Annotated in this window: 20 protein-coding genes; 9 read left to right on the top strand and 11 right to left on the bottom strand. The window is 68.6% G+C overall.

Annotated elements, in window-relative coordinates:
- Positions 1 to 165: 165 nt before the first annotated feature.
- The 5 genes from pgl to tkt are packed head-to-tail and all read right to left on the bottom strand — an operon-like array spanning position 166 to position 6,601.
- Positions 166 to 909, bottom strand: coding sequence for a 6-phosphogluconolactonase (pgl, locus tag QM806_RS23740; RefSeq protein ID WP_005564790.1), 744 nt, complete (start codon positions 907 to 909; stop codon positions 166 to 168).
- The gene (opcA, locus tag QM806_RS23735) at positions 902 to 1,813 is read right to left on the bottom strand and encodes a glucose-6-phosphate dehydrogenase assembly protein OpcA (protein WP_009480448.1); all 912 of its coding nucleotides are present in this window, start codon (positions 1,811 to 1,813) and stop codon (positions 902 to 904) included. The genes pgl and opcA overlap by 8 nt, the downstream gene beginning before the upstream one ends.
- Positions 1,814 to 3,358 carry a glucose-6-phosphate dehydrogenase gene (zwf, locus tag QM806_RS23730; protein WP_054248525.1) on the bottom strand — a complete coding sequence of 515 codons (1,545 nt, stop codon included), beginning with the start codon at positions 3,356 to 3,358 and terminating at the stop codon, positions 1,814 to 1,816. It lies immediately after the preceding gene.
- A 3-nt stretch (positions 3,359 to 3,361) separates the two neighbouring features.
- On the bottom strand, positions 3,362 to 4,486 hold the full coding sequence (tal, locus tag QM806_RS23725; protein ID WP_005573327.1) for a transaldolase: 1,125 nt from the start codon (positions 4,484 to 4,486) through the stop codon (positions 3,362 to 3,364).
- Positions 4,487 to 4,492: 6 nt separating this feature from the next.
- Positions 4,493 to 6,601: a transketolase gene (tkt, locus tag QM806_RS23720; RefSeq protein ID WP_283293064.1), complete on the bottom strand. Its 2,109-nt coding sequence runs from the start codon at positions 6,599 to 6,601 to the stop codon at positions 4,493 to 4,495.
- 216 nt (positions 6,602 to 6,817) lie between these two features.
- Here tkt and QM806_RS23715 point away from each other — a divergent pair, with 216 nt between their 5' ends.
- The gene (locus QM806_RS23715; RefSeq protein WP_005255013.1) at positions 6,818 to 7,801 is read left to right on the top strand and encodes a heme o synthase; all 984 of its coding nucleotides are present in this window, start codon (positions 6,818 to 6,820) and stop codon (positions 7,799 to 7,801) included.
- Positions 7,802 to 7,835: 34 nt separating this feature from the next.
- Here the strand turns inward: QM806_RS23715 and QM806_RS23710 are convergent, their stop codons facing one another.
- A complete protein-coding gene (locus tag QM806_RS23710; protein ID WP_005565774.1) occupies positions 7,836 to 8,801 on the bottom strand; it encodes a quinone oxidoreductase family protein in 966 nt (321 codons plus the stop codon).
- Between the two features lie 80 nt (positions 8,802 to 8,881).
- Here QM806_RS23710 and QM806_RS23705 point away from each other — a divergent pair, with 80 nt between their 5' ends.
- Positions 8,882 to 9,247 (top strand): hypothetical protein, encoded by a 366-nt coding sequence (locus tag QM806_RS23705; RefSeq protein ID WP_005565772.1) that lies wholly within the window; start codon positions 8,882 to 8,884, stop codon positions 9,245 to 9,247.
- Here the strand turns inward: QM806_RS23705 and QM806_RS23700 are convergent.
- From QM806_RS23700 to mptB, 5 genes are all read right to left on the bottom strand, one after another.
- A complete protein-coding gene (locus QM806_RS23700; protein WP_065490998.1) occupies positions 9,244 to 10,206 on the bottom strand; it encodes a COX15/CtaA family protein in 963 nt (320 codons plus the stop codon). The two genes, QM806_RS23705 and QM806_RS23700, sit on opposite strands and share 4 nt — an antisense overlap.
- A gap of 69 nt (positions 10,207 to 10,275) precedes the next feature.
- Positions 10,276 to 11,721 carry a hypothetical protein gene (locus tag QM806_RS23695; protein WP_283293063.1) on the bottom strand — a complete coding sequence of 482 codons (1,446 nt, stop codon included), beginning with the start codon at positions 11,719 to 11,721 and terminating at the stop codon, positions 10,276 to 10,278.
- The gene (locus tag QM806_RS23690; protein ID WP_007300659.1) at positions 11,718 to 12,518 is read right to left on the bottom strand and encodes an ABC transporter permease; all 801 of its coding nucleotides are present in this window, start codon (positions 12,516 to 12,518) and stop codon (positions 11,718 to 11,720) included. The genes QM806_RS23695 and QM806_RS23690 overlap by 4 nt, the downstream gene beginning before the upstream one ends.
- Positions 12,515 to 13,459, bottom strand: a complete 945-nt coding sequence (locus QM806_RS23685) for an ABC transporter ATP-binding protein (RefSeq protein ID WP_037203409.1) — start codon at positions 13,457 to 13,459, stop codon at positions 12,515 to 12,517. The genes QM806_RS23690 and QM806_RS23685 overlap by 4 nt, the downstream gene beginning before the upstream one ends.
- A gap of 6 nt (positions 13,460 to 13,465) precedes the next feature.
- Positions 13,466 to 15,250, bottom strand: a complete 1,785-nt coding sequence (mptB, locus tag QM806_RS23680; protein WP_005565761.1) for a polyprenol phosphomannose-dependent alpha 1,6 mannosyltransferase MptB — start codon at positions 15,248 to 15,250, stop codon at positions 13,466 to 13,468.
- A gap of 132 nt (positions 15,251 to 15,382) precedes the next feature.
- Between mptB and QM806_RS23675 the strand changes: the two genes are divergently transcribed.
- The 7 genes from QM806_RS23675 (at position 15,383) to QM806_RS23645 (ending at position 21,966) form a co-directional block, all read left to right on the top strand.
- Positions 15,383 to 16,132, top strand: coding sequence for a helix-turn-helix transcriptional regulator (locus tag QM806_RS23675; protein WP_269591226.1), 750 nt, complete (start codon positions 15,383 to 15,385; stop codon positions 16,130 to 16,132).
- Between the two features lie 95 nt (positions 16,133 to 16,227).
- Positions 16,228 to 17,688, top strand: a complete 1,461-nt coding sequence (sufB, locus tag QM806_RS23670) for a Fe-S cluster assembly protein SufB (protein WP_005565756.1) — start codon at positions 16,228 to 16,230, stop codon at positions 17,686 to 17,688.
- On the top strand, positions 17,688 to 18,917 hold the full coding sequence (gene sufD / locus QM806_RS23665; protein WP_005565754.1) for a Fe-S cluster assembly protein SufD: 1,230 nt from the start codon (positions 17,688 to 17,690) through the stop codon (positions 18,915 to 18,917). Before sufB ends, sufD begins: the two co-directional genes overlap by 1 nt.
- A 45-nt stretch (positions 18,918 to 18,962) precedes the next feature.
- Positions 18,963 to 19,772 (top strand): Fe-S cluster assembly ATPase SufC, encoded by an 810-nt coding sequence (gene sufC, locus QM806_RS23660; protein ID WP_005255023.1) that lies wholly within the window; start codon positions 18,963 to 18,965, stop codon positions 19,770 to 19,772.
- A 6-nt stretch (positions 19,773 to 19,778) separates the two neighbouring features.
- Positions 19,779 to 21,038 (top strand): cysteine desulfurase, encoded by a 1,260-nt coding sequence (locus tag QM806_RS23655; protein WP_005565753.1) that lies wholly within the window; start codon positions 19,779 to 19,781, stop codon positions 21,036 to 21,038.
- Positions 21,035 to 21,550, top strand: a complete 516-nt coding sequence (gene sufU / locus QM806_RS23650) for a Fe-S cluster assembly sulfur transfer protein SufU (RefSeq protein WP_043789308.1) — start codon at positions 21,035 to 21,037, stop codon at positions 21,548 to 21,550. Before QM806_RS23655 ends, sufU begins: the two co-directional genes overlap by 4 nt.
- Positions 21,547 to 21,966, top strand: a complete 420-nt coding sequence (locus QM806_RS23645) for a metal-sulfur cluster assembly factor (RefSeq protein WP_169695475.1) — start codon at positions 21,547 to 21,549, stop codon at positions 21,964 to 21,966. Before sufU ends, QM806_RS23645 begins: the two co-directional genes overlap by 4 nt.
- Positions 21,967 to 22,016: the final 50 nt, after the last annotated feature.

Here is a 22,016-nt window from a genome sequence, read left to right as displayed (position 1 = left end):
CTATTGGCGCGGGGGAATCGGACGGCGGGGGACGAGCACGGCGTTTCCGCGTCGTGCCGGTCGGATCGTCACCGACTGCCGGGTCACCCGGTCACCGGTCGAGCAGGACCCTCGGTCGCCCGCCGGGTTACAGGCGGACGACGAGGACCCCGTCGGATGAGAGCGTCAGTTCGGCAGCCGGGACGCGGCCGACGTGTCGAGCAGCCACCGGGTCGCGGACAGCCCGCGGGCCCCGGACGCCGGGATCTCGACGGGGGGAGCGCCCGCGATGGCGGCGGCCACGGCCTCGGCCTTCGCGTCACCCGACACGACGAGCCACACCTCGTCGGCGTGCCGGACTGCGGGCAGGGTCAGCGTGACCCGCACCGGCGGCGGCTTGGGGGAGTCCGTCACCGCGACGACGAACCGGTGCTCCTCGCGGACCGCGTCGGTGTCGGGGAACAGCGAATTGACGTGTCCCTCACCACCCATGCCGAGCAGGTGGACATCGAACACCGGGACCTGCTTGCCGCCGGCATGCGCCCCGAGTACCTGCGCGTACGCGACGGCGGCCGCCTCCGGATCGTTCTCGTAGATGCCGTCCGCGACGGGCATGGTGTGCACCCGGTCGGGGTCGACGTCGACGTGGTCGAGCAGCGCGGCCCGCGCCTGCACGTCGTTGCGTTCCGGGTCGCCGGCCGGCAGGAAGCGTTCGTCACCCCAGAAGATGTCGATCGCACGCCAGTCGATGTCGCCCGGGTTCTCCCGGACCTTCTCGAGCAGGCCGATCCCGGTGCCGCCGCCGGTGAGGACCACCGACGCCGTGCCGCGGTCCTTCTGGGCGGCGACGACGGTGTCGACGAACCGCTCCGCGGCCTTCGTCACCAGCGTGTCGGTGTCGGGGTGGACCTCTACGTGGATGTCACTCATACGTCACCTTCGTCAGCCCGGCGAGCGCGGTCTCGTAGACCTCGTCGGGGTCGAGTCTGCGTAGTTCTTCGGCCAGGCACTCGCTCGTTTCCCGCCTGCGGAGCGCGACCCGCGCATCGGGCTTGCCGGTGCGTGACAGCGTCGCCGTGGTACCCGTCTGGGGGCGGCTGATGGTCAACGCACCACCGTCGGCGAAGTTGATCTCCACGAACAACGGGCCGACCCGCCGGGTGACCGGGACGTCGACGCGGCTCGCCAACCACCCCGCGATCATGTCGACGGCGGGTTCGTCCACCAGTCCGGACACCACCGCCGACGTGATCGGCGAGTGCGGCGGCTGGTCGACGGCCGAGGTCAGGAGCGCACGCCAGTAGGTGATGCGACTCCAGGCCAGGTCCGAGTCACCGGACGAGTACGACGCCAGACGGCTCTTGATCTCCGCAGCCGGATCCGCGCGATCGGTCGCGTCGGTGATCCGCCGGATCGCGAGCTTGCCCACCGGATCCTCGGCGGGAACCTCCGGGGCGGTCTCCGGCCACCACACGACGACGGGAGTGTCGGGGAGGAGGAACGGCACCACCACGCTGCTCTCGTGGTCGGCGAGCTCGCCGAACAGGCGGAGCACGACGACCTCCGACGCGCCGGCGTCGCCGCCGACGCGGATCTGCGCGTCCAGGCGGGGTTCCGCGTCACGGGACCCCCAGGCGACGACGATGACCCGGCACGGATGCTCCCGGCTCGCCTCGTTGGCGGCGTCGATGATGTCCTCCGAGTACTCACTGTCGCGGGTGCACACCACCAGCGTGAGTACTCGTCCCAGGGTCACCGCGCCGCCGGTCTTGCGCAGCTCCACCAGTTTCTTGTTGACCTGCCCGGTGGTGGTCGCGGGAATGTCGGTGATCATCTACGGCCTTCTCCATTCGCGACCGGTGCGGTGCATCATTTCGTCTGCCGACGGCGGGCCCCACGTGCCGGCCTCGTACGGTTCCGGCCTGCCGTCCGCGGCCCAGTGCTCGAGCACGGGGTCGAGGATTTCCCAGGACAGTTCCACCTCGGCGTTCACGGGGAACAGCGAGGGCTCACCGAGGAGCACGTCGAGGATGAGGCGCTCATACGCCTCGGGCGACGACTCCGTGAACGCCTGACCGTAGCTGAAGTCCATGTTGACGTCGCGGACTTCCATGCTCGACCCCGGCACCTTGGACCCGAACCTCATGGTCACACCCTCGTCCGGCTGCACCCGGATGACGAGGGCGTTCTGCCCCAGTTCCTCGGTCATGGTCTGATCGAACGGCAGATGCGGTGCGCGCTTGAAGATCACGGCGATCTCGGTGACCCGACGGCCGAGTCGCTTGCCGGTGCGGAGGTAGAACGGCACCCCCGCCCAGCGGCGGGTGTCGACCTCGAGGGTGATGGCCGCGAACGTCTCCGTGGTGGAGTCCTTCGAGAACCCTTCCTCCTCCAGCAGTCCGACCACCCGGGTGCCGCCCTGCCAACCGCCCGCGTACTGGCCGCGCGCGGTGGTCTCGTCGAGTGGCTGGGCGAGCCTGGTGGCGGACAGCACCTTGATCTTCTCCGCCTGCAATTCTGACGGTTCGAAGCTGATCGGCTCCTCCATCGCGGTGAACGCGAGGAGTTGCAGCAGGTGATTCTGGATGACGTCGCGTGCCGCCCCGATGCCGTCGTAGTACCCGGCGCGTCCACCGAGACCGATGTCCTCGGCCATGGTGATCTGGACGTGATCCACGTAGTGGGCGTTCCAGATCGGATCGAACAACTGGTTCGCGAAGCGCAACGCCAGGATGTTCTGGACGGTTTCCTTGCCGAGGTAGTGGTCGATCCGGAAGACGGTGTCCTCCGGGAAGACCTCGTTCACGACCGCGTTGAGCTCACGTGCGCTCTCGAGGTCGTGACCGAACGGCTTCTCGATGACCACCCGACGCCACTGGTCGTCGTTCGACTGCGCGAGACCGGCTTCGGACAGCTGCTTCAGGACGACCGGGAACGCGTCCGGCGGAATCGCGAGATAGAACCCGTGATTGCCGCCGGTCCCGCGTTCGCGTTCCAGCGTCCCGAGAGTGTTGGCCAGTTCCTGGAAGGCCGCCGGGTCGTCGAAGGTGCCCTTGACGAAACGCAGGCCCTCCGACAGTCGCTCCCAGACGTCCTCCCGGAACGGGGTGCGGGAATGGTCGCGGACGGCATCGTGGACGATCTTGCCGAAGTCCTCGTCCGACCAATCCCTGCGGGCGAACCCGACGAGAGCGAACCCGGGCGGCAGAAGACCACGATTGGCCAGATCGTAGATGGCGGGCATCAACTTGCGCCGGGCCAGGTCGCCGGTGACACCGAAGATCACCAGCGCACACGGCCCGGCGATGCGTGGTAGGCGCTTGTCCCTACCGTCGCGGAGTGGATTGACCCAATCGTCTGACGCTGCGGGCTCGCTCACGTATCAGCTCTTCTGCCCTGCTGCGCGCAGCTGCTCCGCGGTGGCCTCCAGAAGCTCGGTCCAGGACACCTCGAACTTGTCGACGCCCTCGTCCTCGAGGACCTTGAACACGTCGGTGAGATCGATGCCGACGGCGCTGAGCTTGTCGAACACCTGCTGCGACTCGACCGCGGTGCCGGACACCGTGTCGCCGGCGACCTCACCGTGATCGGCGAACGCGTCGAGAGTCTTCTCCGGCATCGTGTTCACCGTGTTCGGAGCCACCAGTTCGGCGACGTACAGGGTGTCGGGGTAGTCGGGGTTCTTGACTCCGGTCGACGCCCAGAGCGCGCGCTGCGGGCGCGCACCGTCGGACAGCAGACCCTGGAACCGCGGCTGCACCTCGAAGACCTGCTGGTAGGCGGCGTACGCGAGACGGGCGTTGGCGAGCGCCGCCTTGCCGCGCAGCGCGAGCGCCTCAGGGGTGCCGATCTTGTCGAGCCGCTTGTCGATCTCCGTGTCGACGCGGGAGACGAAGAACGAGGCCACCGAGTGGATGCGGGACAGGTCGTGACCGGCCGCCTTCGCGGCCTCGAGGCCGTCCAGGTAGGCGCCCATGACGAGTTCGTAGCGTTCCACGGAGAAAATCAGCGTGACGTTGACGCTGATGCCCTCACCGAGCACCTTGGCGATGGCCGGGATACCGGCCTCGGTGGCCGGGATCTTGATGAACAGGTTCGGGCGGTCGACGATCTTCCACAGTTCGACGGCCTGCGCGACGGTCTTGTCGGCGTCGTGCGCGAGGCGCGGGTCGACCTCGATGGAGACCCGGCCGTCGACGCCGTGGCTCGCCTCGAACTGCGGGGCGAGGACGTCGCAGGCGGCGCGCACGTCGTCGGTGGTCACCGTGCGGATGGTGGCCTCGACGTCGGCACCGCGCTCGGCGAGCTCCCGGACCTGTGCGTCGTAGACGTGGCCCTTGCTGAGTGCGGCCTGGAAGATCGACGGGTTGGTGGTGACACCGACGACGGACTTGGTCGCGATGAGTTCGGCGAGGTTGCCGGACTCGATGCGGTCACGGGAGAGGTCGTCGAGCCACACCGACACGCCTGCTTCGGAGAGCTTCTGGAGGTTGGGGTTCTGAGTCATGGCTGTCTATCCCTTCACGCGTGCGAGTGAGCGCTGTGCGGCGGCGGTGACGGCTTCGGCGGTGAAGCCGAACTCGCGGAACAGGGTCTTGTAGTCGGCGGAGGCGCCGAAGTGCTCGATGGAGACGATTTCGCCTGCGTCGCCGACGAAGCGGTGCCAGGGCATGGCGATGCCGGCTTCGACGGAGACCCGCGCCTTGACCGTCGGGGGGAGGACGCCGTCGCGGTAGGCCTGGTCCTGGGCGTCGAACCATTCGACGCAGGGCATGGACACGACCCGGGTGGGGATGCCGTCGGCCTCGAGGGTTTCGCGGGCGGCGACGGCGAGCTGCAGCTCGGATCCGGTGCCGATGAGCACGACCTCCGGTGCGCCGGTGGAGGCGTCGGCGAGGATGTAGCCGCCGCGGGAGACGCCGTCGTAGCTGGTGCCTTCGAGGACGGGTAGGTCCTGGCGGGTCAGGGCGAGGCCGGCGGGAGCGCGGGTGGCCTCGTCGGCGCCCTTCTCGAGGACGGCGCGCCAGGCGTGGGCGGTCTCGTTGGCGTCGCCGGGTCGCACGACGTACAGGCCGGGGATCGCGCGCAGCGCGGCGAGGTGCTCGATCGGCTGGTGGGTGGGCCCGTCCTCGCCGAGTCCGATGGAGTCGTGCGTCCACACGTAGGTGACCGGGGTCTTCATGATCGCGGCGAGCCGCACGGCGGGACGCATGTAGTCGCTGAAGACGAGGAAGGTGCCGCCGTAGGGGCGGGTCGGTCCGTGCAGCGCGATGCCGTTGAGGATCGAGCCCATGGCGTGTTCGCGGACCCCGAAGTGCAGGGTGCGGCCGTAGGGCTGGGCGGTCCACATGCGGGTGGAGATGGTTTCGGGGCCGAAGGAGTCGGCGCCCTTGATGGTGGTGTTGTTGCTCTCGGCGAGGTCGGCGGAGCCGCCCCACAGTTCGGGGAGCACCGGTCCGACGGCGTTCAGTACGGCGGCGGACGCCTTGCGGGTCGCGATGCCCTTGGGATCGGGCTCCCAGGTGGGGAGCACGTCGGCCCAGCCGGCGGGAAGGTCGCGGCCGATCAGGCGGTCGAGGAGCTTCTTGCCCTCGGGGGCGCGCTGGGTCCACTCGTCGTACTGGGCCTGCCAGTGCTTGTGTGCCTGGACGCCGCGCTCGACGACCTTGCGGGTGTGGGCGATGACCTCGTCGGCGACCTCGAACGTCTTGTCCGGATCGAAGCCGAGCGCCTTCTTCACGGCCGCGACCTCGTCGGCACCGAGGGCGGCGCCGTGCGCCGCGCCGGTGTTCATCTTGGTCGGTGCGGGGTAGCCGATGATGGTGCGGAGCAGGATCATCGACGGCTTGTCGGTGACCTCGCGGGCCTTGTTCAGGGCCTCTTCGATGGCGACGACGTTCTCGCCGCCCTCGACGATCTGCACGTGCCAGCCGTATGCCTCGTAGCGGGCGGCGGTGTCCTCGGACAGCGCGATGGCGGTGTCGTCCTCGATGGAGATCTTGTTGTCGTCGTAGATCAGGGTGAGGTTGCCGAGCTGCTGGACGCCGGCGATGGAGGAGGCCTCGGAGGTGACGCCTTCCTCGATGTCGCCGTCGGAGGCGATGACGTAGATGTGGTGGTCGAACGGGCTGTCGCCGAGGGCGGGCTCGGGGTCGAAGAGGCCGCGTTCGCGGCGGGCGGCCATGGCCATGCCGACGGCGGAGGCGAGGCCCTGACCGAGGGGCCCGGTGGTGATTTCGACGCCGCGGGTGTGGCCGTGTTCGGGGTGGCCGGGGGTCTTCGAGCCCCAGGTGCGCAGTGCTTTCAGGTCGTCGAGTTCGAGACCGTAGCCGGCGAGGTACAGCTGGATGTAGAGGGTGAGGCTGGAGTGTCCGCAGGACAGCACGAACCGGTCGCGGCCGATCCAGTCGGCGTCGGTGGGGTCGTGGCGCATGACGCGCTGGAAGAGGGTGTAGGCGAGGGGGGCCAGGCTCATGGCCGTGCCGGGGTGGCCGTTGCCGACCTTCTGCACCGCGTCCGCGGCGAGCACCCGGATGGTGTCGACGGCCTTGGTGTCCAGTTCGGTCCAGTCGGCGGGGTGAACCGGTTGCGTGAGGACGTGGATGTCGTCTGTGATCGACACGGGCAGAAGTCTCCTGACATGGGTGAACGTGGAGCCTGAGGATGCGTGGGCCTCTTGTGCCACTCCAGCCTAGTGTGCGGTCGTATCCGGGTCGATTCGGTTCACGCATTACGGCGGTCTACCATCGTTTGTAGTAGACGGCCGGCCGTCGCGAAGGACTTCGGGAGCAGGCGCCGGCATTCGGATGTGGAATTACGCGTGGTGCGAGGAGAGAACGTGCGGACAGGGCATCAGCCGAGCGGACACGGCTTCGGCAGCCCCAGCCCCGCCCCCCGCGCGACCGACACCGGTACGGTGCTGGGTCGCGTCACGGGCAAGGTCCTGGCCTACATCGCATTGACCAAGCCGCGGGTGATCGAGCTGCTGCTGGTCGCCACCATCCCGGCAATGCTGCTGGCGGATCGCGGCAACGTCGACATCGCGCTGATCCTCAGCACGCTGTTCGGCGGATGGATGGGTGCGGCGAGCGCGAACTCGCTCAACTGCGTCGTCGATGCCGACATCGACAAGGTCATGAAACGCACCGCCCGCAGGCCGCTGGCCCGCGACGCGGTGCCGACGTCGCACGCGTTCGTGTTCGGGATGACTCTCGGTGTCGCGTCGTTCCTGTGGCTGTGGTGGCGGGCCAACCTGCTCGCCGGCTGCCTGGTCGTCCTGACCATCGCGTTCTACGTGCTCGTGTACACGATGGTGCTCAAGCGCCGGACCTGGCAGAACGTGGTCTGGGGCGGCGCCGCGGGTTGCATGCCCGTCATGGTCGGCTGGTCGGCGGTCACCGGGTCGCTGAGCTGGCAGCCCATCGTGCTGTTCCTGGTCATCTTCTTCTGGACGCCGCCGCACACGTGGGCCCTCGCCATGCGCTACAAGGAGGACTACAAGGCGGCCGGTGTCCCGATGCTGCCGGTGATCGCCACCGAGGAGCACGTCACCAAGCAGATCCTGCTGTACAGCTGGGCGATGGTGATCACGTCCCTCGTGCTCGTCCCCGCCGCGGGTGTCGTGTACGCCGTCGTGACGCTCGTCGCCGGTGCCTGGTTCCTGCTGATGGCCCATCAGCTGTACCGCAGCGTCCGCGGCGGAGCGGCCGTGAAACCGCTCCGCCTGTTCCTGCAGTCCAACAACTATCTGGCCATCGTCTTCGTCGGTCTCGCCGTCGACTCCGTGCTGGGACTGCAGACCGTCGGCAGCCTGCTGAGCTGATCCTCCGCGTCAGGGCCGGAGTTGACGCTCCGCGTCAGGGCACCAGCACGATCGATCCCGTCGTGGCACGCGCCTCCAGGTCGCGGTGCGCGTCCTCGGCCCGCTCGAGCGGGTACTCCGCGCCCACCCGGACCGTCAGCGAACCGTCGGCCAGGGCGGAGAACACGTCGCCCGCCCGCCACGTCAATTCCTCACGGTTGCGGATGTGATGCGCGAGTGTGGGCCGGGTGAGGAACAGCGAACCGGCCGGGTTCAGCCGTTGCGGATCGAACGGCGGCACCGGGCCGCTCGCCGCGCCGAACAGCGCGACCGTCCCCCGGATCCGCACCGACGCGAGACTGGCCTCGAACGTGGACGCGCCGACACCGTCGTAGGCGGCTGCGACGCCCTCGCCGTCGGTCAGTTCACGCACCCGGGCGGCGATGTCGTCGTCGTATCGCAGCACCTCGTGTGCGCCGGCGTCGCGGGACAATTGTTCCTTGGCGTCGGAGGACACGGTGGTGATCACCCGCGCGCCCAGCGTGGTCGCCATCTGGGTGAGCAGCAGGCCGACTCCGCCCGCTCCGGCGTGAACGAGGACGGTGTCGCCGGACTGGATCGGGTAGGTCGAGTGGGCCAGGTAGTGGGCCGTCATTCCCTGCAGCAGAGCGGAAGCGGCCTGCGGGGCGGGCACGGAGTCGGGGACGGCGATCGCGGCCGCCGCGGGGACGACCACCTTCTCGGCGTAACTGCCGGGGGCGGAGCACCAGGCCACCCGGTCGCCGGGAGCGATACCGGTCACGTCGCCGCCGACGGCCTCCACGACTCCGGAGCCCTCGTCTCCGGGGATGTAGGGCAGCGGCCGCGGATACAGCCCCGTCCGGAAGTAGGTGTCGATGAAGTTGATGCCGATCGCCTCGGTGCGAACCAGAAGATCCGTCGCTCCGATCCGGGGTTCGGGAACCTCCGCCGGTTCGAGGACGTCGGGACCACCGAGACGGGAAACCTGTATAGCGCGCATGGATTCAGTTCTACACGGCGAGTGCCGCCGTTCCGAGCCTGGCGGACACGACGCCACTACCGCCCAGTATTCTCGGGGTCATGAGTACCGACACCCACGCGGATCAGGCGCCCGCGAGCCCGGCGCCCTCGCTGCCGTCCCACACGGTCGACGCGATCAAGAAGTTCGTGGCCGAGCACGGCGGTTCCGCCAGTGCCGTCATCCAGCCGATCGGACTCGCCGGCGTCCGCATCACGCTCGTCGGCGCCGACGGCATCCTCGGTGACCAGGTGGTCAAGGATCTGGCCACCGCCAACGCCGTCGTCGCATCCTTCGACGACGTCACCGTCTCGGAGTGGGACCGCGCGATCACCAGCATCGTCACGCCCCGCAAGGGGCACTTCCAGAAGATGGCCGGCTGGGTCGCGCGGCAGACGCGGTTCCCGAAGGCCCGCAACGAGCGCTAGACGCTCGCGGTGTCCGGCTGCGTGACGTACTCGCGGGTGCGTCCCGCAGCCCACACCGCCGCGGTGGCCGCGGTGCACAGCCCGGCCCCCGCAACGTGGAATGCCACCAGGGCCGCGGGAACGTCCGTGAAGAACTGGACGAGTCCGATCAGCGCCTGCGCCGCCACCAGCACGAGCAGAACCTGCACGCGGATCTTCACCGCGCGGGTGGCGCCCACGGCGTAGAGGCCGAAGCACAGGCCGACCAGCAACGCCAGGTAGCCCACGAGCAGCTGGGCGTGCAGGTGCACGAGCGTGACGATCTCCACCTCGAGGCGGGGAACCACGCGGTCGAGACTCTTGTCTCCCGCGTGCGGTCCGGCGCCCGTGACCAGCGTTCCGGCGGCGAGCACCCCCGCCAGCGCGACACCCGACAGCGCGGTGAGCCACCGCAGCGGGGCGGGGATCACGTCGATTGCCGGTGCGTCGTCGGGTTCGCAGATCTTCGCGTACATCACGGTCGCCAGCCACACCATCGCCATCGACGCGAGCAGGTGTACCGCGACCGTCCACCACAGCAGTCCGGTGAGCACCGTGACACCGCCGATGACGGCCTGCACGACGGTGCCGAGGGGCATCATCCACGCGTAGACGAGGACCTCTTTACGGCGGCGGGCGCGGGTGACCGCGAGGACGATCAGGGCCGCGGCCACGACGACGACGAACGTGAGCAACCGGTTGCCGAATTCGACGGCCTGGTGGATGACGGCGACCTCGCCGTGCCCGACCGGCACGAAGCTGCCGGGGAAGCACTGCGGCCAGGTGGGGCAGCCGAGGCCGGACGCGGTCACCCGCACGACGGCTCCGGTGACGGCGATTCCGCCCTGCGTGAGGATCACCGCGAATGCGATGACGCGCTGCACGGTCAGCGACGGAAGGGGGAGACGGTCTACCAGGCTCAGAAACCCGCGATACAGCACGACGTCGATGGTAGAGGGCCGTCAACTACAGCGTGTCGTTGGGCTGGTGGCGGCGCGCTCGACTCCGTGCTACTCGCCGCGAATCCGCAGGATGCCGGTCACCGTGCCCTGCCAGAAGTCGCCGGTGTCGGTGACGAGTCCGGACATCTGCAGGGTGTCGTTGACCGCGGTGCCGGGGAGTGGGCTGGTGTGCTCGACCGAGCCGTCCGCCGGATCGATCACCGCGAACGAGAAGCCGTCGAGGGGTGTCGTGACGTCGAATCCCTGACGGATCACGGTGTACAGCAACCCGTCACCGGTCGAGAGGTGGGGCACCGCCGCGCTGCGGACGTCGTTGCTCCACACCTGGTGGCAGCCGATCGGGTCGATGTCGACACGGGTCATGCCGCCGGTGAAGGGGGCGTTCGTCGGAACCGCATCGCCCGCGCCGTCCGGGACGGCGGGATACGGGTAGCCGTACGTCCCGGCGACGTACACCGAATTGGCGATGCCGATCGGCGAGTTCTCGCTGCCGCCCGGGTTGCCGAGCACGGGGAGGGAGCAGATCTCGTCACCGGAATCGGCGCGGAAGACCCGAAGACTCACATGCGGGTCGGCGTTGTCGACGATCGCGACGAAATCGCTGCCGGTCGACGGCCCGAAGTAGGTGGGGGTGGAGCCGGTGCCGCGGCTGAGTTGCCCGGGTTTACGGTCCGGACCGCGGTCGTATTCCCGCCGCCAGTCCACACGCACCGCGCCGTCGCGGAGCGTGAACTGGTACAGGGCGTGCGTCGTCGCGACCGCGGTGCCGGCGGGCGAGGTGGAGATGCTGTTCTGGACCTGTTCGCCCGCGGCCAGCGGCAGGCTGTGCGCGACGCCGGCGCGATCCACCGCCCCGACGACGCCGCCGCCCGTTGCGAACCAGACGTTGCCCTGCCAGTCCGGCGTCAGCCCGGTCACGTTGTCGCCCGGCGGAACACTGCCGGACAGGTCGACGCGCGAGTCGACGGTGATCCGCCAGCGGCCGTCGGGGTCACGCGAATGCCCGAGGCGCAGTAGCTGACGGTTGCCGTCCACCGCGACCAGTCTGTTGTCGTTGTCGAGGAACGCGTACACGCCGCCCAGGAGGCTGCCCTTCGCCAGTGCGAACGTGGCGAGCGAGGCGCCGAACGGGGCCGCGGGGGCGGCGGGGTCGATCAGGTGCACCGTCGGGACCTGGCCGGCCACGGACGTGCACAAGGCGACGACGAGCCGGTCGGAACCCTGCAGGAGGGTCGGGCACGCCGACACCAACGGGTACGCGGACAGGGTGAGCGGGCCGGTGCCGGGACCGGGCAGCGGAGTGACGTCGGTGGACCCGGCGTCGCCGTGCATCGTGGACGTGCCTGCGGGTCCGAGGAACGGGTTCGGCGCGGCCGGTGGTCCCCACTGCGGTGCGGCGCCCGCGGGCAGGGTGCCGCAGCCGAGAACGGCGAGCAGGACTGCCAGAACGGTGCCGACGGTGCGGGCGCGGCGGGCTGCGTGTCGGCGGCTCACGTGAATCGGAACGTCCGGGACGCCAGGGCTCCCGCGGCCGCACCCCAGACGACGAGGACCACGACGCTGAGCAGGTCCACCGACCCCGACAGTGCGGCGTCGAGCGCGTGTGCGAGCGCACCGGACGGAATCAGCCGGGCCCCGGTGTGCAGGAGCCAGGGCAGGTCGCCGGTGGCGAACACCACGCTGCCGACGCCGACCATGACGAACCACAGGATGTTGGCCAGCGCGAGGACGATGTCGGCGCGGAGGGTGCCGCCGAGCAGCAGTCCCATCGCCGCGAACGTCACGGTGCCCAGGGCGATGATCACGGCGCCGAGGACGAGTCCCCACGCACTCGGACGCCAGCCGAGCGCCAGTCCTATGGAACCGAGGAGCACCGATTGCAGGGCGACGACGATGACCACCGCGGCGCTCTTCCCGGCGATGATTCCCCACGTCGGCAGGGGAGTGGCGCCGAGCCGTTTGAGGGCCCCGTACCGGCGGTCGAAACCGACCGCGATGGCCTGGCCGGTGAACGCGGTGGACATCACCGCCACCATCATGACGGCGGGCACCACCTTGTCGACCCGCGACGTTCCGAGATCGCCGATGGGCAGCAGGCACAGGCCGATCAGCAGCGTGATCGGGATGAACATGGTCAGTAGCAGCTGTTCGCCGTTGCGCAGGAGCAGTTTGAGTTCGAGCGCGGTCTGCGCCCGCAACATGACCGCCGCGCCGCTCGGGCGGGGATCGGGTGCGAACGTGCCCGGGGCGAAACGATTCTCCGTCAGACGGTCACTGGTGCTCATCGTCATCCCCTCAGTTCCCGGCCGGTGAGTTCGAGGAACACGTCCTCGAGGCTGCGCTGGTCGACGCGGATGTCGCTGATCAGGGCGTCCAGATCGGCGCACCACGACGCGACCGACGCCACCACCTTCGGATCGATCGGCCCTTCGACGAGATAGGTGCCCGGTCCGGACTCGGCGACCCGGAAACCGTCGGGGAGGGCTCTCGCGAGGGGCTCGGTGTCCAGACCGGCGGGCGCGCTGAGCCGCAACTGGCCTTCGGCGCCGCGGCTGGTGACCTCCGCCGGCGTACCCGCAGCGACGATCGACCCGTGGTCGATGATGACGAGTCGGTCCGCGAGTTCCTCGGCCTCGTCCATCAGGTGCGTCGTCAGCAGCACACTGACGCCGTCGCGGCGCAGGGCGTCGATCAGTTCCCACACCAGCAGGCGGGCCTGGGCGTCGAGTCCGGCGGTGGGTTCGTCGAGGAAGACCAGTTCCGGCCGGCCGACCAGCGCGCAGGCCAGGGACAGGCGCTGCTGCTGCCCGCCCGACAGCCTGCGGTAGGGGGTGCGACGGGAATCCTCGAGTCCGAGGCTGCGCAGCAACCAGTCGGGGTCGAGGGGGTCGGCCGAATAGGCCGCGACGAGGTCGAGCATCTCACCGGCGCGGGAACCGGGGTAGGCGCCACCGCCCTGCAGCATCACGCCGATCCGGGCCCGGACGGCGCCGGCGTCCGCGACGGGGTCGAGTCCGAGGACGCGGACGGTGCCGCTGTCCGGGCGGACGAAGCCCTCGCACATTTCGACGGTGGTGGTCTTACCCGCGCCGTTGGGGCCGAGCAACGCGACCACCTGTGCCGGTTCGACGGTGAGATCGAGTCCGTCGACGGCCCTCACACCGTCGAAGGTCTTCACCACGCCTTCCAGGCGTACAGCAGGTTGCGCCGATCCGGGCGTTCGCGAGGTCACGGGGAATCAGCGTAAGCCCTGGCCTGGTGTGACCCGGCCGGTGCCCCGGCTTTCCGCGTCGGCGTCGTCCCGGGGCGGATCCTGGGTGTCCGGCACGGTCGGCTGCTGCTCCGAACCGACCCGCCACGGCAGCCGGTTGCGGGTGATCACGATCAGCGTTCCGGCTGTGAAGATGGTGGCGATGGCGGCCTGCACGATGACGAACGGCTGGTACTCGCCGCCGTTCGGCATCAGGATGACGCTGACGATGGACGAGAAGACGATGGCGGGGACGCGGAAGGCGGGTGCTGTGGCCCACGCCGCGAGCGGCAGGACCGCCCACAGCAGATACCAGGGCTGCACCACGGGGAAGAGGAGGACGACCGCGCCGAGGGACAGCCCCAGCGCGCCGACCGCGTGGATGCGGCCGACGAGCGTGGCGACGAGCATCCGAAGTGTGATGAACGCCGCAGCGACGGCCGCGATCGGCCGGGTCAGGCTCAGCACCGCCGTCGTGTGGTCGCCGAGGCCCAGGAGGACCCCGGCCAGTCCGGTGCCCAGTCCGAGGAGCGTGGGGATGGACATCCAGCTGCGGACCGCGTTCGCGGTGCCGAGGGTGTGTACCCAGCCGATGCCGAGTCCGCTGGACGTGCTGATGACGAGGGTGACCGCCAGGGCCACCCCGCCGAGCAGGGCGGCCGCCGTGAGCACGGCCTTCGGGGTTCCGCCCCACCTCCGGGCCAGCGCCATTCCGACGAATCCCAGTGCGAGGAGGGAGGGGATCTTGATCGTCGACGACAGGGCGATGAGCGCCGCCCCCGACAGCAACAGGAGCAGGGACTGCCCGCGGATCGGCTCCGACCGTTCGACGGCCCGCAGCGCCAGCTCGATCCCGGCCAGCATGAGGCCGAGCATGAGCGCCTCGTTGTGAATCCCCGCGACCAGGTGGAACAGCAGCAGGGGGTTGGCGGCGCCCAGCCAGAGGGCGCTGACCTCGGCGACGCCGCAGCGTCGCGCCAGCCGGGGGAGCGCCCACACGATCATGGCCACACCGGCGAGGGCCAGCAGCCGGTGCAGGAAGATCCCCGCGACGATGTTCTCGCCGGTCAGCCAGCTGATACCGCGCCCCATCCAGAGGAACAGCGGACCGTACGGCGCCGGCGTGTCGCGCCAGATCGTCGGCACGGTCCGGGTCAGGACGTGATCGACGCCGAGCGCACCCGCGGGACCGATGGCGTAGGGATCGAGCCCACGGGCCGCGATCTCGCTCTGCGCGAGGTAGGAGTACACGTCCTTGCTGAACATCGGCGGCGCGACCGACAGCGGGATGATCCACAGCAGCAGGGTGCGGTCGAGCTGGGAGCGGTTGAGGCGACGCACCGCCCCCGACTGCAGACTGCCGATCGCGAACCGTCCGAGGAGGAGCCACGCGAGCACGATCATCACGGTGCCGGTCATGGTCAGCGTCAACGCCACACTGGGGATCCGGGCGGGCAGACCGATGACGCGAAGACCCTGGACAGGGTTCTGCAGTACCGGCTGGGCGCCTGCGCCCAGCGCACCCACCGCCATCAGGACGGCTCCGGTCGCACCGAACCGGCGGATCCCGCGGAGCTGCGCGGTCTCCTGCTCGTTCAGGCCCGCGGTTTCCGGCTCGTCGCCGTGCAGCGCGGCCGCCACCGAGGGTCGCGGGGAGCGGCCGTCGATGCCCAGCGCCCGCCGGGCGAGCTCGGCCGGATGTCGAAGAGCGGCGCGAGCCGTGAAGGTCGGCTCCGCGCGGGTCGGCTCCGGGTTCTCGGGGGTCTGCGGCACACAGGCAGCGTAGCGGTGCGCCGAACACAGTCGGTTCAGCCAGTATTCCCGGGCCCGAGCCGCACATAATCACAGGTGTAAGGCAGGGCACCCTTAGTAGACCTGCGATCCGAATTCCGTCACACTGGTGTTGTGAAAACGGAAACGACACCACGTGCAACGAAGGAAAGCGCAGTTCACGCGCCTTCCTCGGCGGCGCCTGTCGAAACCGCGTCACCCGTCGCCGTCGGCCACGAAGGCCACACCCGAGCTGCCGTCGTGAAGCTCCTCCTCGAGGAGGGGCCGATCACCGCGTCGGAAATCGGAACCCGCCTCGGTCTGAGTGCCGCCGGTGTCCGTCGTCACCTCGACGCGCTCCTGGACTCCGGCGAGGCGCGCGAGGCGTCCTCCGTCGCCGTGCGTCACCGCGGGCGGGGACGACCCGCCAAATACTTCCAGATCACCGCCAAGGGCCGCGGCCGGCTCGGCCACGCGTACGACGACCTCGCCGGCGCGGCGATGCGTCAACTGCGGGAGGTCGGGGGAGACGCCGCGATCACCGATTTCGCTCGTCGCCGAGTCCAGGCGATCGTCGGAAACGTGACCCCGGCAGGCGATCACAGCGCCGAGGGCCTCGAAACCACCGCCGACGCCATCGCCGACGCGTTCACCACCGCAGGATTCGCGGCATCGACGCGCCCGGTCGGCAACGGCGTCCAGATCTGCCAGCACCACTGCCCGGTCTCGCACGTGGCCGAGGAGTTCCCGGAACTGTGCGAAGCCGAGCAGGAAGCGTTCGCCCAACTTCTCGGCACCCACGTCCAGCGGCTCGCGACCATCGCGAACGGTGACTGCGCATGCACCACTCACGTTCCACTCGTCCCGCCGTCCGGTCCCAAATAACAACGCTTTCCCGATAGACCCCCTAGTCAGCAACCTGTTTTCCACCGGCGACCAGCCCTCGCCGGTCTCGTAACAAGACTCCGGAAGGAGCTCGCATGACCGTCACATCAGACCAGGTGACATCCACTGCGTCGGCCAACGCCGAGCCGCTCACGCAGGAAGAGACCATCGCGTCACTCGGGCATTACGGGTACGGCTGGTCCGATTCCGACGAGGCCGGTGCCAGTGCGCAGCGCGGTCTGTCCGAAGACGTCGTGCGCGACATCTCGGCGAAGAAGAGCGAGCCGGACTGGATGCTCGACATCCGCCTGCGCGCGCTGAAGACCTTCGACAAGAAGCCGATGCCGAACTGGGGTTCGAACCTCGAGGGCATCGACTTCGACAACATCAAGTACTTCGTGCGCTCGAGCGAGAAGCAGGCCGAGAGCTGGGAAGACCTGCCCGAGGACATCAAGAACACGTACGACAAGCTGGGCATCCCCGAGGCCGAGAAGCAGCGCCTCGTCGCCGGTGTCGCGGCTCAGTACGAGTCCGAGGTGGTGTACCACTCGATCCGTGAGGACCTCGAGGCGCAGGGCGTCATCTTCCTCGACACCGATACCGGCCTGAAGCAGCATCCCGAGCTGTTCCGGGAGTACTTCGGCACGGTCATCCCGGCCGGCGACAACAAGTTCTCCGCGCTGAACACCGCGGTGTGGTCGGGTGGCTCCTTCATCTACGTCCCGCCGGGCGTGCACGTCGACATCCCGCTGCAGGCCTACTTCCGCATCAACACGGAGAACATGGGCCAGTTCGAGCGGACTTTGATCATCGTCGACGAGGGCGCCTCGGTGCACTACGTCGAGGGCTGCACGGCGCCGATCTACAAGTCGGACTCCCTGCACTCCGCGGTCGTCGAGATCATCGTGAAGAAGGGCGGCCACTGCCGCTACACGACGATCCAGAACTGGTCGAACAACGTCTACAACCTGGTCACCAAGCGCACCAAGGTCGAAGCCGGCGGATCCATGGAGTGGATCGACGGCAACATCGGGTCCAAGGTCACCATGAAGTACCCGGCCGTCTGGATGATGGGCGAGCACGCTCGCGGCGAGGTTCTCTCCGTGGCATTCGCCGGTGAGGGACAGCACCAGGACACCGGTGCCAAGATGCTGCACCTCGCGCCGCACACGTCGTCGACCATCATCAGCAAGTCGGTGGCCCGTGGCGGTGGACGCGCGTCCTACCGCGGACTCGTCCAGGTCAACAAGGGTGCCCACGGTTCCAAGTCGACGGTCAAGTGCGACGCGCTGCTGGTCGATCAGATCAGCCGCTCGGACACCTACCCGTACGTCGACATCCGCGAGGACGACGTGACCATGGGCCACGAGGCCACCGTCTCGAAGGTGAGCGACGACCAGCTGTTCTACCTGATGAGCCGCGGGCTCACCGAAGACGAGGCCATGGCCACGGTCGTGCGCGGCTTCGTCGAGCCGATCGCCAAGGAACTCCCGATGGAGTACGCCCTGGAACTGAACCGCCTGATCGAACTGCAGATGGAAGGGGCGGTGGGTTAGTGACCACGCCAGAAACTGGTGTCCAGAATCTCGGAGTCGCGGGAGCCGTCGCAGGCGAGAATCCGCGGATAGCGCGGACCGCCACCGGTTCGCCGATCAAGAACAAGGGTGAGGTCTTCACCTCGTTCGACGTCAACGCGTTCGAGATTCCGGGTGGTCGCGACGAGGTCTGGCGGTTCACCCCGCTGCGCCGACTCCGTGGACTGCACGACGGAACGGCCGTCGCGAACGGCACGGTCACCGTCGACGTCGCCGGTCCGGACTCCGTCCAGGTCGAGACCGTCGGGCGTGACGACGACCGGCTGGGCAAGGCCGGCGTGCCCGCCGACCGGGTGGCCGCACAGGCCTACTCGGGTTTCGAGACGGCCACCGTCGTGACCGTCGGCCGTGAGGTCGAGGTCGCCGAGACGATCAACATCACGGTCACCGGCCCGGGCGAGGACAAGGTCGCCTTCGGGCACCTGCAGATCCGGCTCGAAGCCTTCGCCAAGGCGACCGTCGTCATCGACCAGCGCGGCAGCGGCACATTCGCCGAGAACGTCGAATTCGTTCTCGGCGACAGCGCGCGCCTCACCGTGGTCGCCGTCCAGGACTGGGCGGACGACACCGTGCACGTCGCGTCGCATCACGCGCGGCTGGGCCGCGATGCGGTGCTGCGGCACAACGCGGTCAGCCTCGGCGGCGACCTCGTCCGCCTGTCCGCGACCGTCAAGTACGACGGTCCCGGCGGCGACGCCGAACTGCTGGGCCTGTACTTCGCCGACGCCGGACAGCACTTCGAGCAGCGACTGCTGGTGGATCACTCGCAGCCGCACTGCAAGTCCAACGTGGTCTACAAGGGCGCCCTGCAGGGTGATCCGAATTCGGGAAAGCCCGACGCCCACACCGTGTGGATCGGCGACGTGCTGATCCGCGCCGCGGCCGAAGGCACCGACACGTTCGAGCTGAACCGCAACCTCGTCCTCACGGACGGTGCACGCGCGGACTCGGTTCCGAACCTGGAGATCGAGACCGGTGAGATCGTGGGTGCCGGCCACGCCAGTGCCACGGGTCGATTCGACGACGAGCAGTTGTTCTACCTGCGCGCCCGCGGAATCCCCGAGGACGCGGCACGGCGACTCGTCGTGCGCGGGTTCTTCCACGAGATCATCAACAAGATCGCCGTCGCCGAGATTCGCGAGCGCCTCGAGGCGGCTGTCGAGGCCGAACTCGCCGCAGTCGGCGTGTGACCCGCGCCGCCGGACCACTACTTCCCATTTCTTCGAAGGATCACAATGTCTACCCCTGACGCTTCCACCCCCGAAACCTCGGTCCTGGAAATCAAGGACCTGCACGTCGACGTCGCGAACACCGACGAGAACGCCGAACCGATCAACATCCTCAAGGGTGTGAACCTGACGGTTCGTTCCGGCGAGACCCACGCGATCATGGGACCCAACGGGTCCGGCAAGTCGACGCTGTCGTACGCCATCGCGGGTCACCCCAAGTACCAGATCACCTCGGGATCCATCACCCTCAACGGTGAGGACGTCCTCGAGATGAGCGTCGACGAGCGTGCCCGCGCGGGACTGTTCCTGGCGATGCAGTACCCCGTCGAGGTTCCCGGCGTCTCCATGTCCAACTTCCTGCGCACCGCGGCCACCGCAGTCCGTGGCGAGGCCCCGAAGCTTCGCCACTGGGTGAAGGAAGTCAAGGAAGCGCTGACCGAGCTGGACATCGACCCCTCCTTCGGCGAGCGCAGTGTCAACGAAGGTTTCTCCGGCGGTGAGAAGAAGCGCCACGAGATCCTGCAGCTCGGTCTCCTGAAGCCGAAGATCGCGATCCTCGACGAGACCGACTCCGGTCTCGACGTCGACGCCCTGCGCGTCGTCTCCGAGGGCGTGAACAAGTACAAGGAACGCGAGCACGGCGGAATCCTGCTGATCACGCACTACACGCGCATCCTCCGGTACATCAAGCCGGAATACGTCCACGTGTTCGTCGGCGGTCGTGTGGTCGAGTCGGGCGGACCGGAACTGGCCGACGAACTCGAGGCGAACGGCTACGAGCGCTTCACTCAGGCTGCAGCAACGCAAGGAGCATAAACGCAGATGACCACCTCGGTGCGCGTATTCGACGTCACCCGGATCCGGGAGGACTTCCCGATCCTGGCGCGTACGGTCCGCGACGGAAAACCGCTGGTGTACCTCGATTCGGGCGCGACGTCGCAGCGCCCGAACCAGGTGCTCGACGCCGAGAGGGAGTTCCTCACCACCTGTAACGCGGCCGTGCACCGAGGCGCTCACCAGCTTGCCGAAGAGGCCACGGACGCGTACGAGAACGCGCGTGCGACGATCGCCGCGTTCGTCGGTGCCGACAGCGACGAACTCGTGTTCACCAAGAACGCGACCGAGTCCCTGAACCTCGTCACCCACGTCCTCGGCGACGATCGCTTCGAGCGGCACCTCGGCCCCGGTGACGAGATCGTCATCACCGAACTCGAGCATCACGCCAATCTCGTGCCGTGGCAGGAACTCGCGCGCAGCACGGGTGCCACGTTGCGCTGGTACGGCGTCACCGACGAGGGCCGGATCGACCTCGATTCGCTCGAGCTGACCGACGCCGTCAAGGTCGTGGCGTTCACCCACCAGTCCAACGTGACCGGAGCGGTGGCACCCGTCGAGGAGTTGGTGCGTCGCGCCCGCGCGGTCGGCGCGCTGGTGGTGCTCGACGCATGCCAGTCCGTACCGCACATGGCGGTGGACTTCCACGCACTCGGTGTGGACTACGCGGCCTTCTCGGGGCACAAGATGCTCGGCCCGTCCGGCGTGGGTGTCCTGTACGGGCGCCGGGAACTGCTGAACGCGATGCCTCCGTTCATCACGGGTGGATCGATGATCGAGACCGTCACGATGGAACGCACCACCTACGCGCCGCCGCCGCAGCGGTTCGAGGCGGGCGTTCCGATGACATCGCAGGTGGTCGGGCTCGGTGCCGCGGTCCGGTATCTCGAGGAGATCGGGATGGACGCGGTGGCGGCGCACGAGCACACCCTGGTCGAGGCCGCACTGACAGCGCTCGGTGCCATCGACGGCGTGCGCATCATCGGACCGACGACCGCCGAGGACCGCGGCGGTGCCGTGTCGTTCGTGGTCGACGGAATCCACGCCCACGATCTCGGTCAGATCCTCGACGACGAGGGGGTCGCCATCCGCGTCGGCCACCACTGCGCCTGGCCCCTGCACCGTCGTTTCGGTGTCGCGGCCACGGCGAGGGCGTCGTTCGCGCTGTACAACACGGTCGACGAGGTCGACGCTCTCGCGGCAGCGGTGCGGCGCGCACAGGAGTTCTTCGGGGAGGTTCCTGCATGAGAATGGAACAGATGTACCAGGAAGTGATCCTGGACCACTACAAGCATCCTCACGGCCGCGGCCTGCGCGAACCGTTCGGCGCCGAAGTCCACCACGTCAATCCCACGTGCGGTGACGAAGTGACGCTGCGCGTGCAGCTCGCCGACGACGGCACCGTGGTGGATGTGTCGTACGACGGCCAGGGCTGCTCCATCAGCCAGGCGTCGACGTCGGTGCTCACCGATCAGGTGGTGGGGATGCCGGTCGAGAAGGCACTGCAGACGGTTGCCGCATTCAACGAGATGGTCAGCAGCCGCGGTACCGTCGAGGGGGACGAGGACGTCCTCGGGGACGGCATCGCCTTCGTCGGCGTCTCGAAATACCCGGCCCGCGTGAAATGCGCGTTGCTGGGATGGATGGCATTCAAGGACGCGGTTGTTCAGATAGTGGACGACCGGGTCGTGGACGTACGGGATTCGGCCGTTCCGACAGCAGACGGCGAACCAGCTCGAATCGGAGGACAGGCATCATGAGCGAGACGCAGACGCCGGAGGCGGACGCCACGGCCGTACCGGAGCAGGCGCCGGCCGACCAGGGCGGCGAGAGCGCTACTGCATCGTCGAGTGCGATTACCGACCCGAAACGCCTCGAGGAACTCGAGGAGGCGATGCGTGACGTCGTCGACCCCGAACTCGGCATCAACGTCGTAGACCTCGGTCTCGTGTACGGGATCACCGAGGAAGAGGACGTCGTGACCCTCGACATGACGCTCACGTCGGCGGCCTGCCCGCTGACCGATGTCATCGAGGACCAGTCGCGGGGTGCGCTCGTGCGCAGCGGTCTGTGCAACGAACTGAAGATCAACTGGGTGTGGCTCCCGCCGTGGGGCCCCGACAAGATCACCGAGGACGGCCGCGAGCAGCTGCGCGCGCTCGGTTTCACGGTCTGACCACCACCACTGGTGACACGGAGGGGCTCGGCGAGAATCGTCTCGCCGAG

Origin of the sequence: Rhodococcus sp. IEGM 1351, from assembly GCF_030056875.1 — a bacterium.
Taxonomy (GTDB): domain Bacteria; phylum Actinomycetota; class Actinomycetes; order Mycobacteriales; family Mycobacteriaceae; genus Rhodococcus_F; species Rhodococcus_F opacus.
Note: the sequence above shows the minus strand (reverse complement) of the source record. Positions and strands in the feature narration are given on the sequence as shown.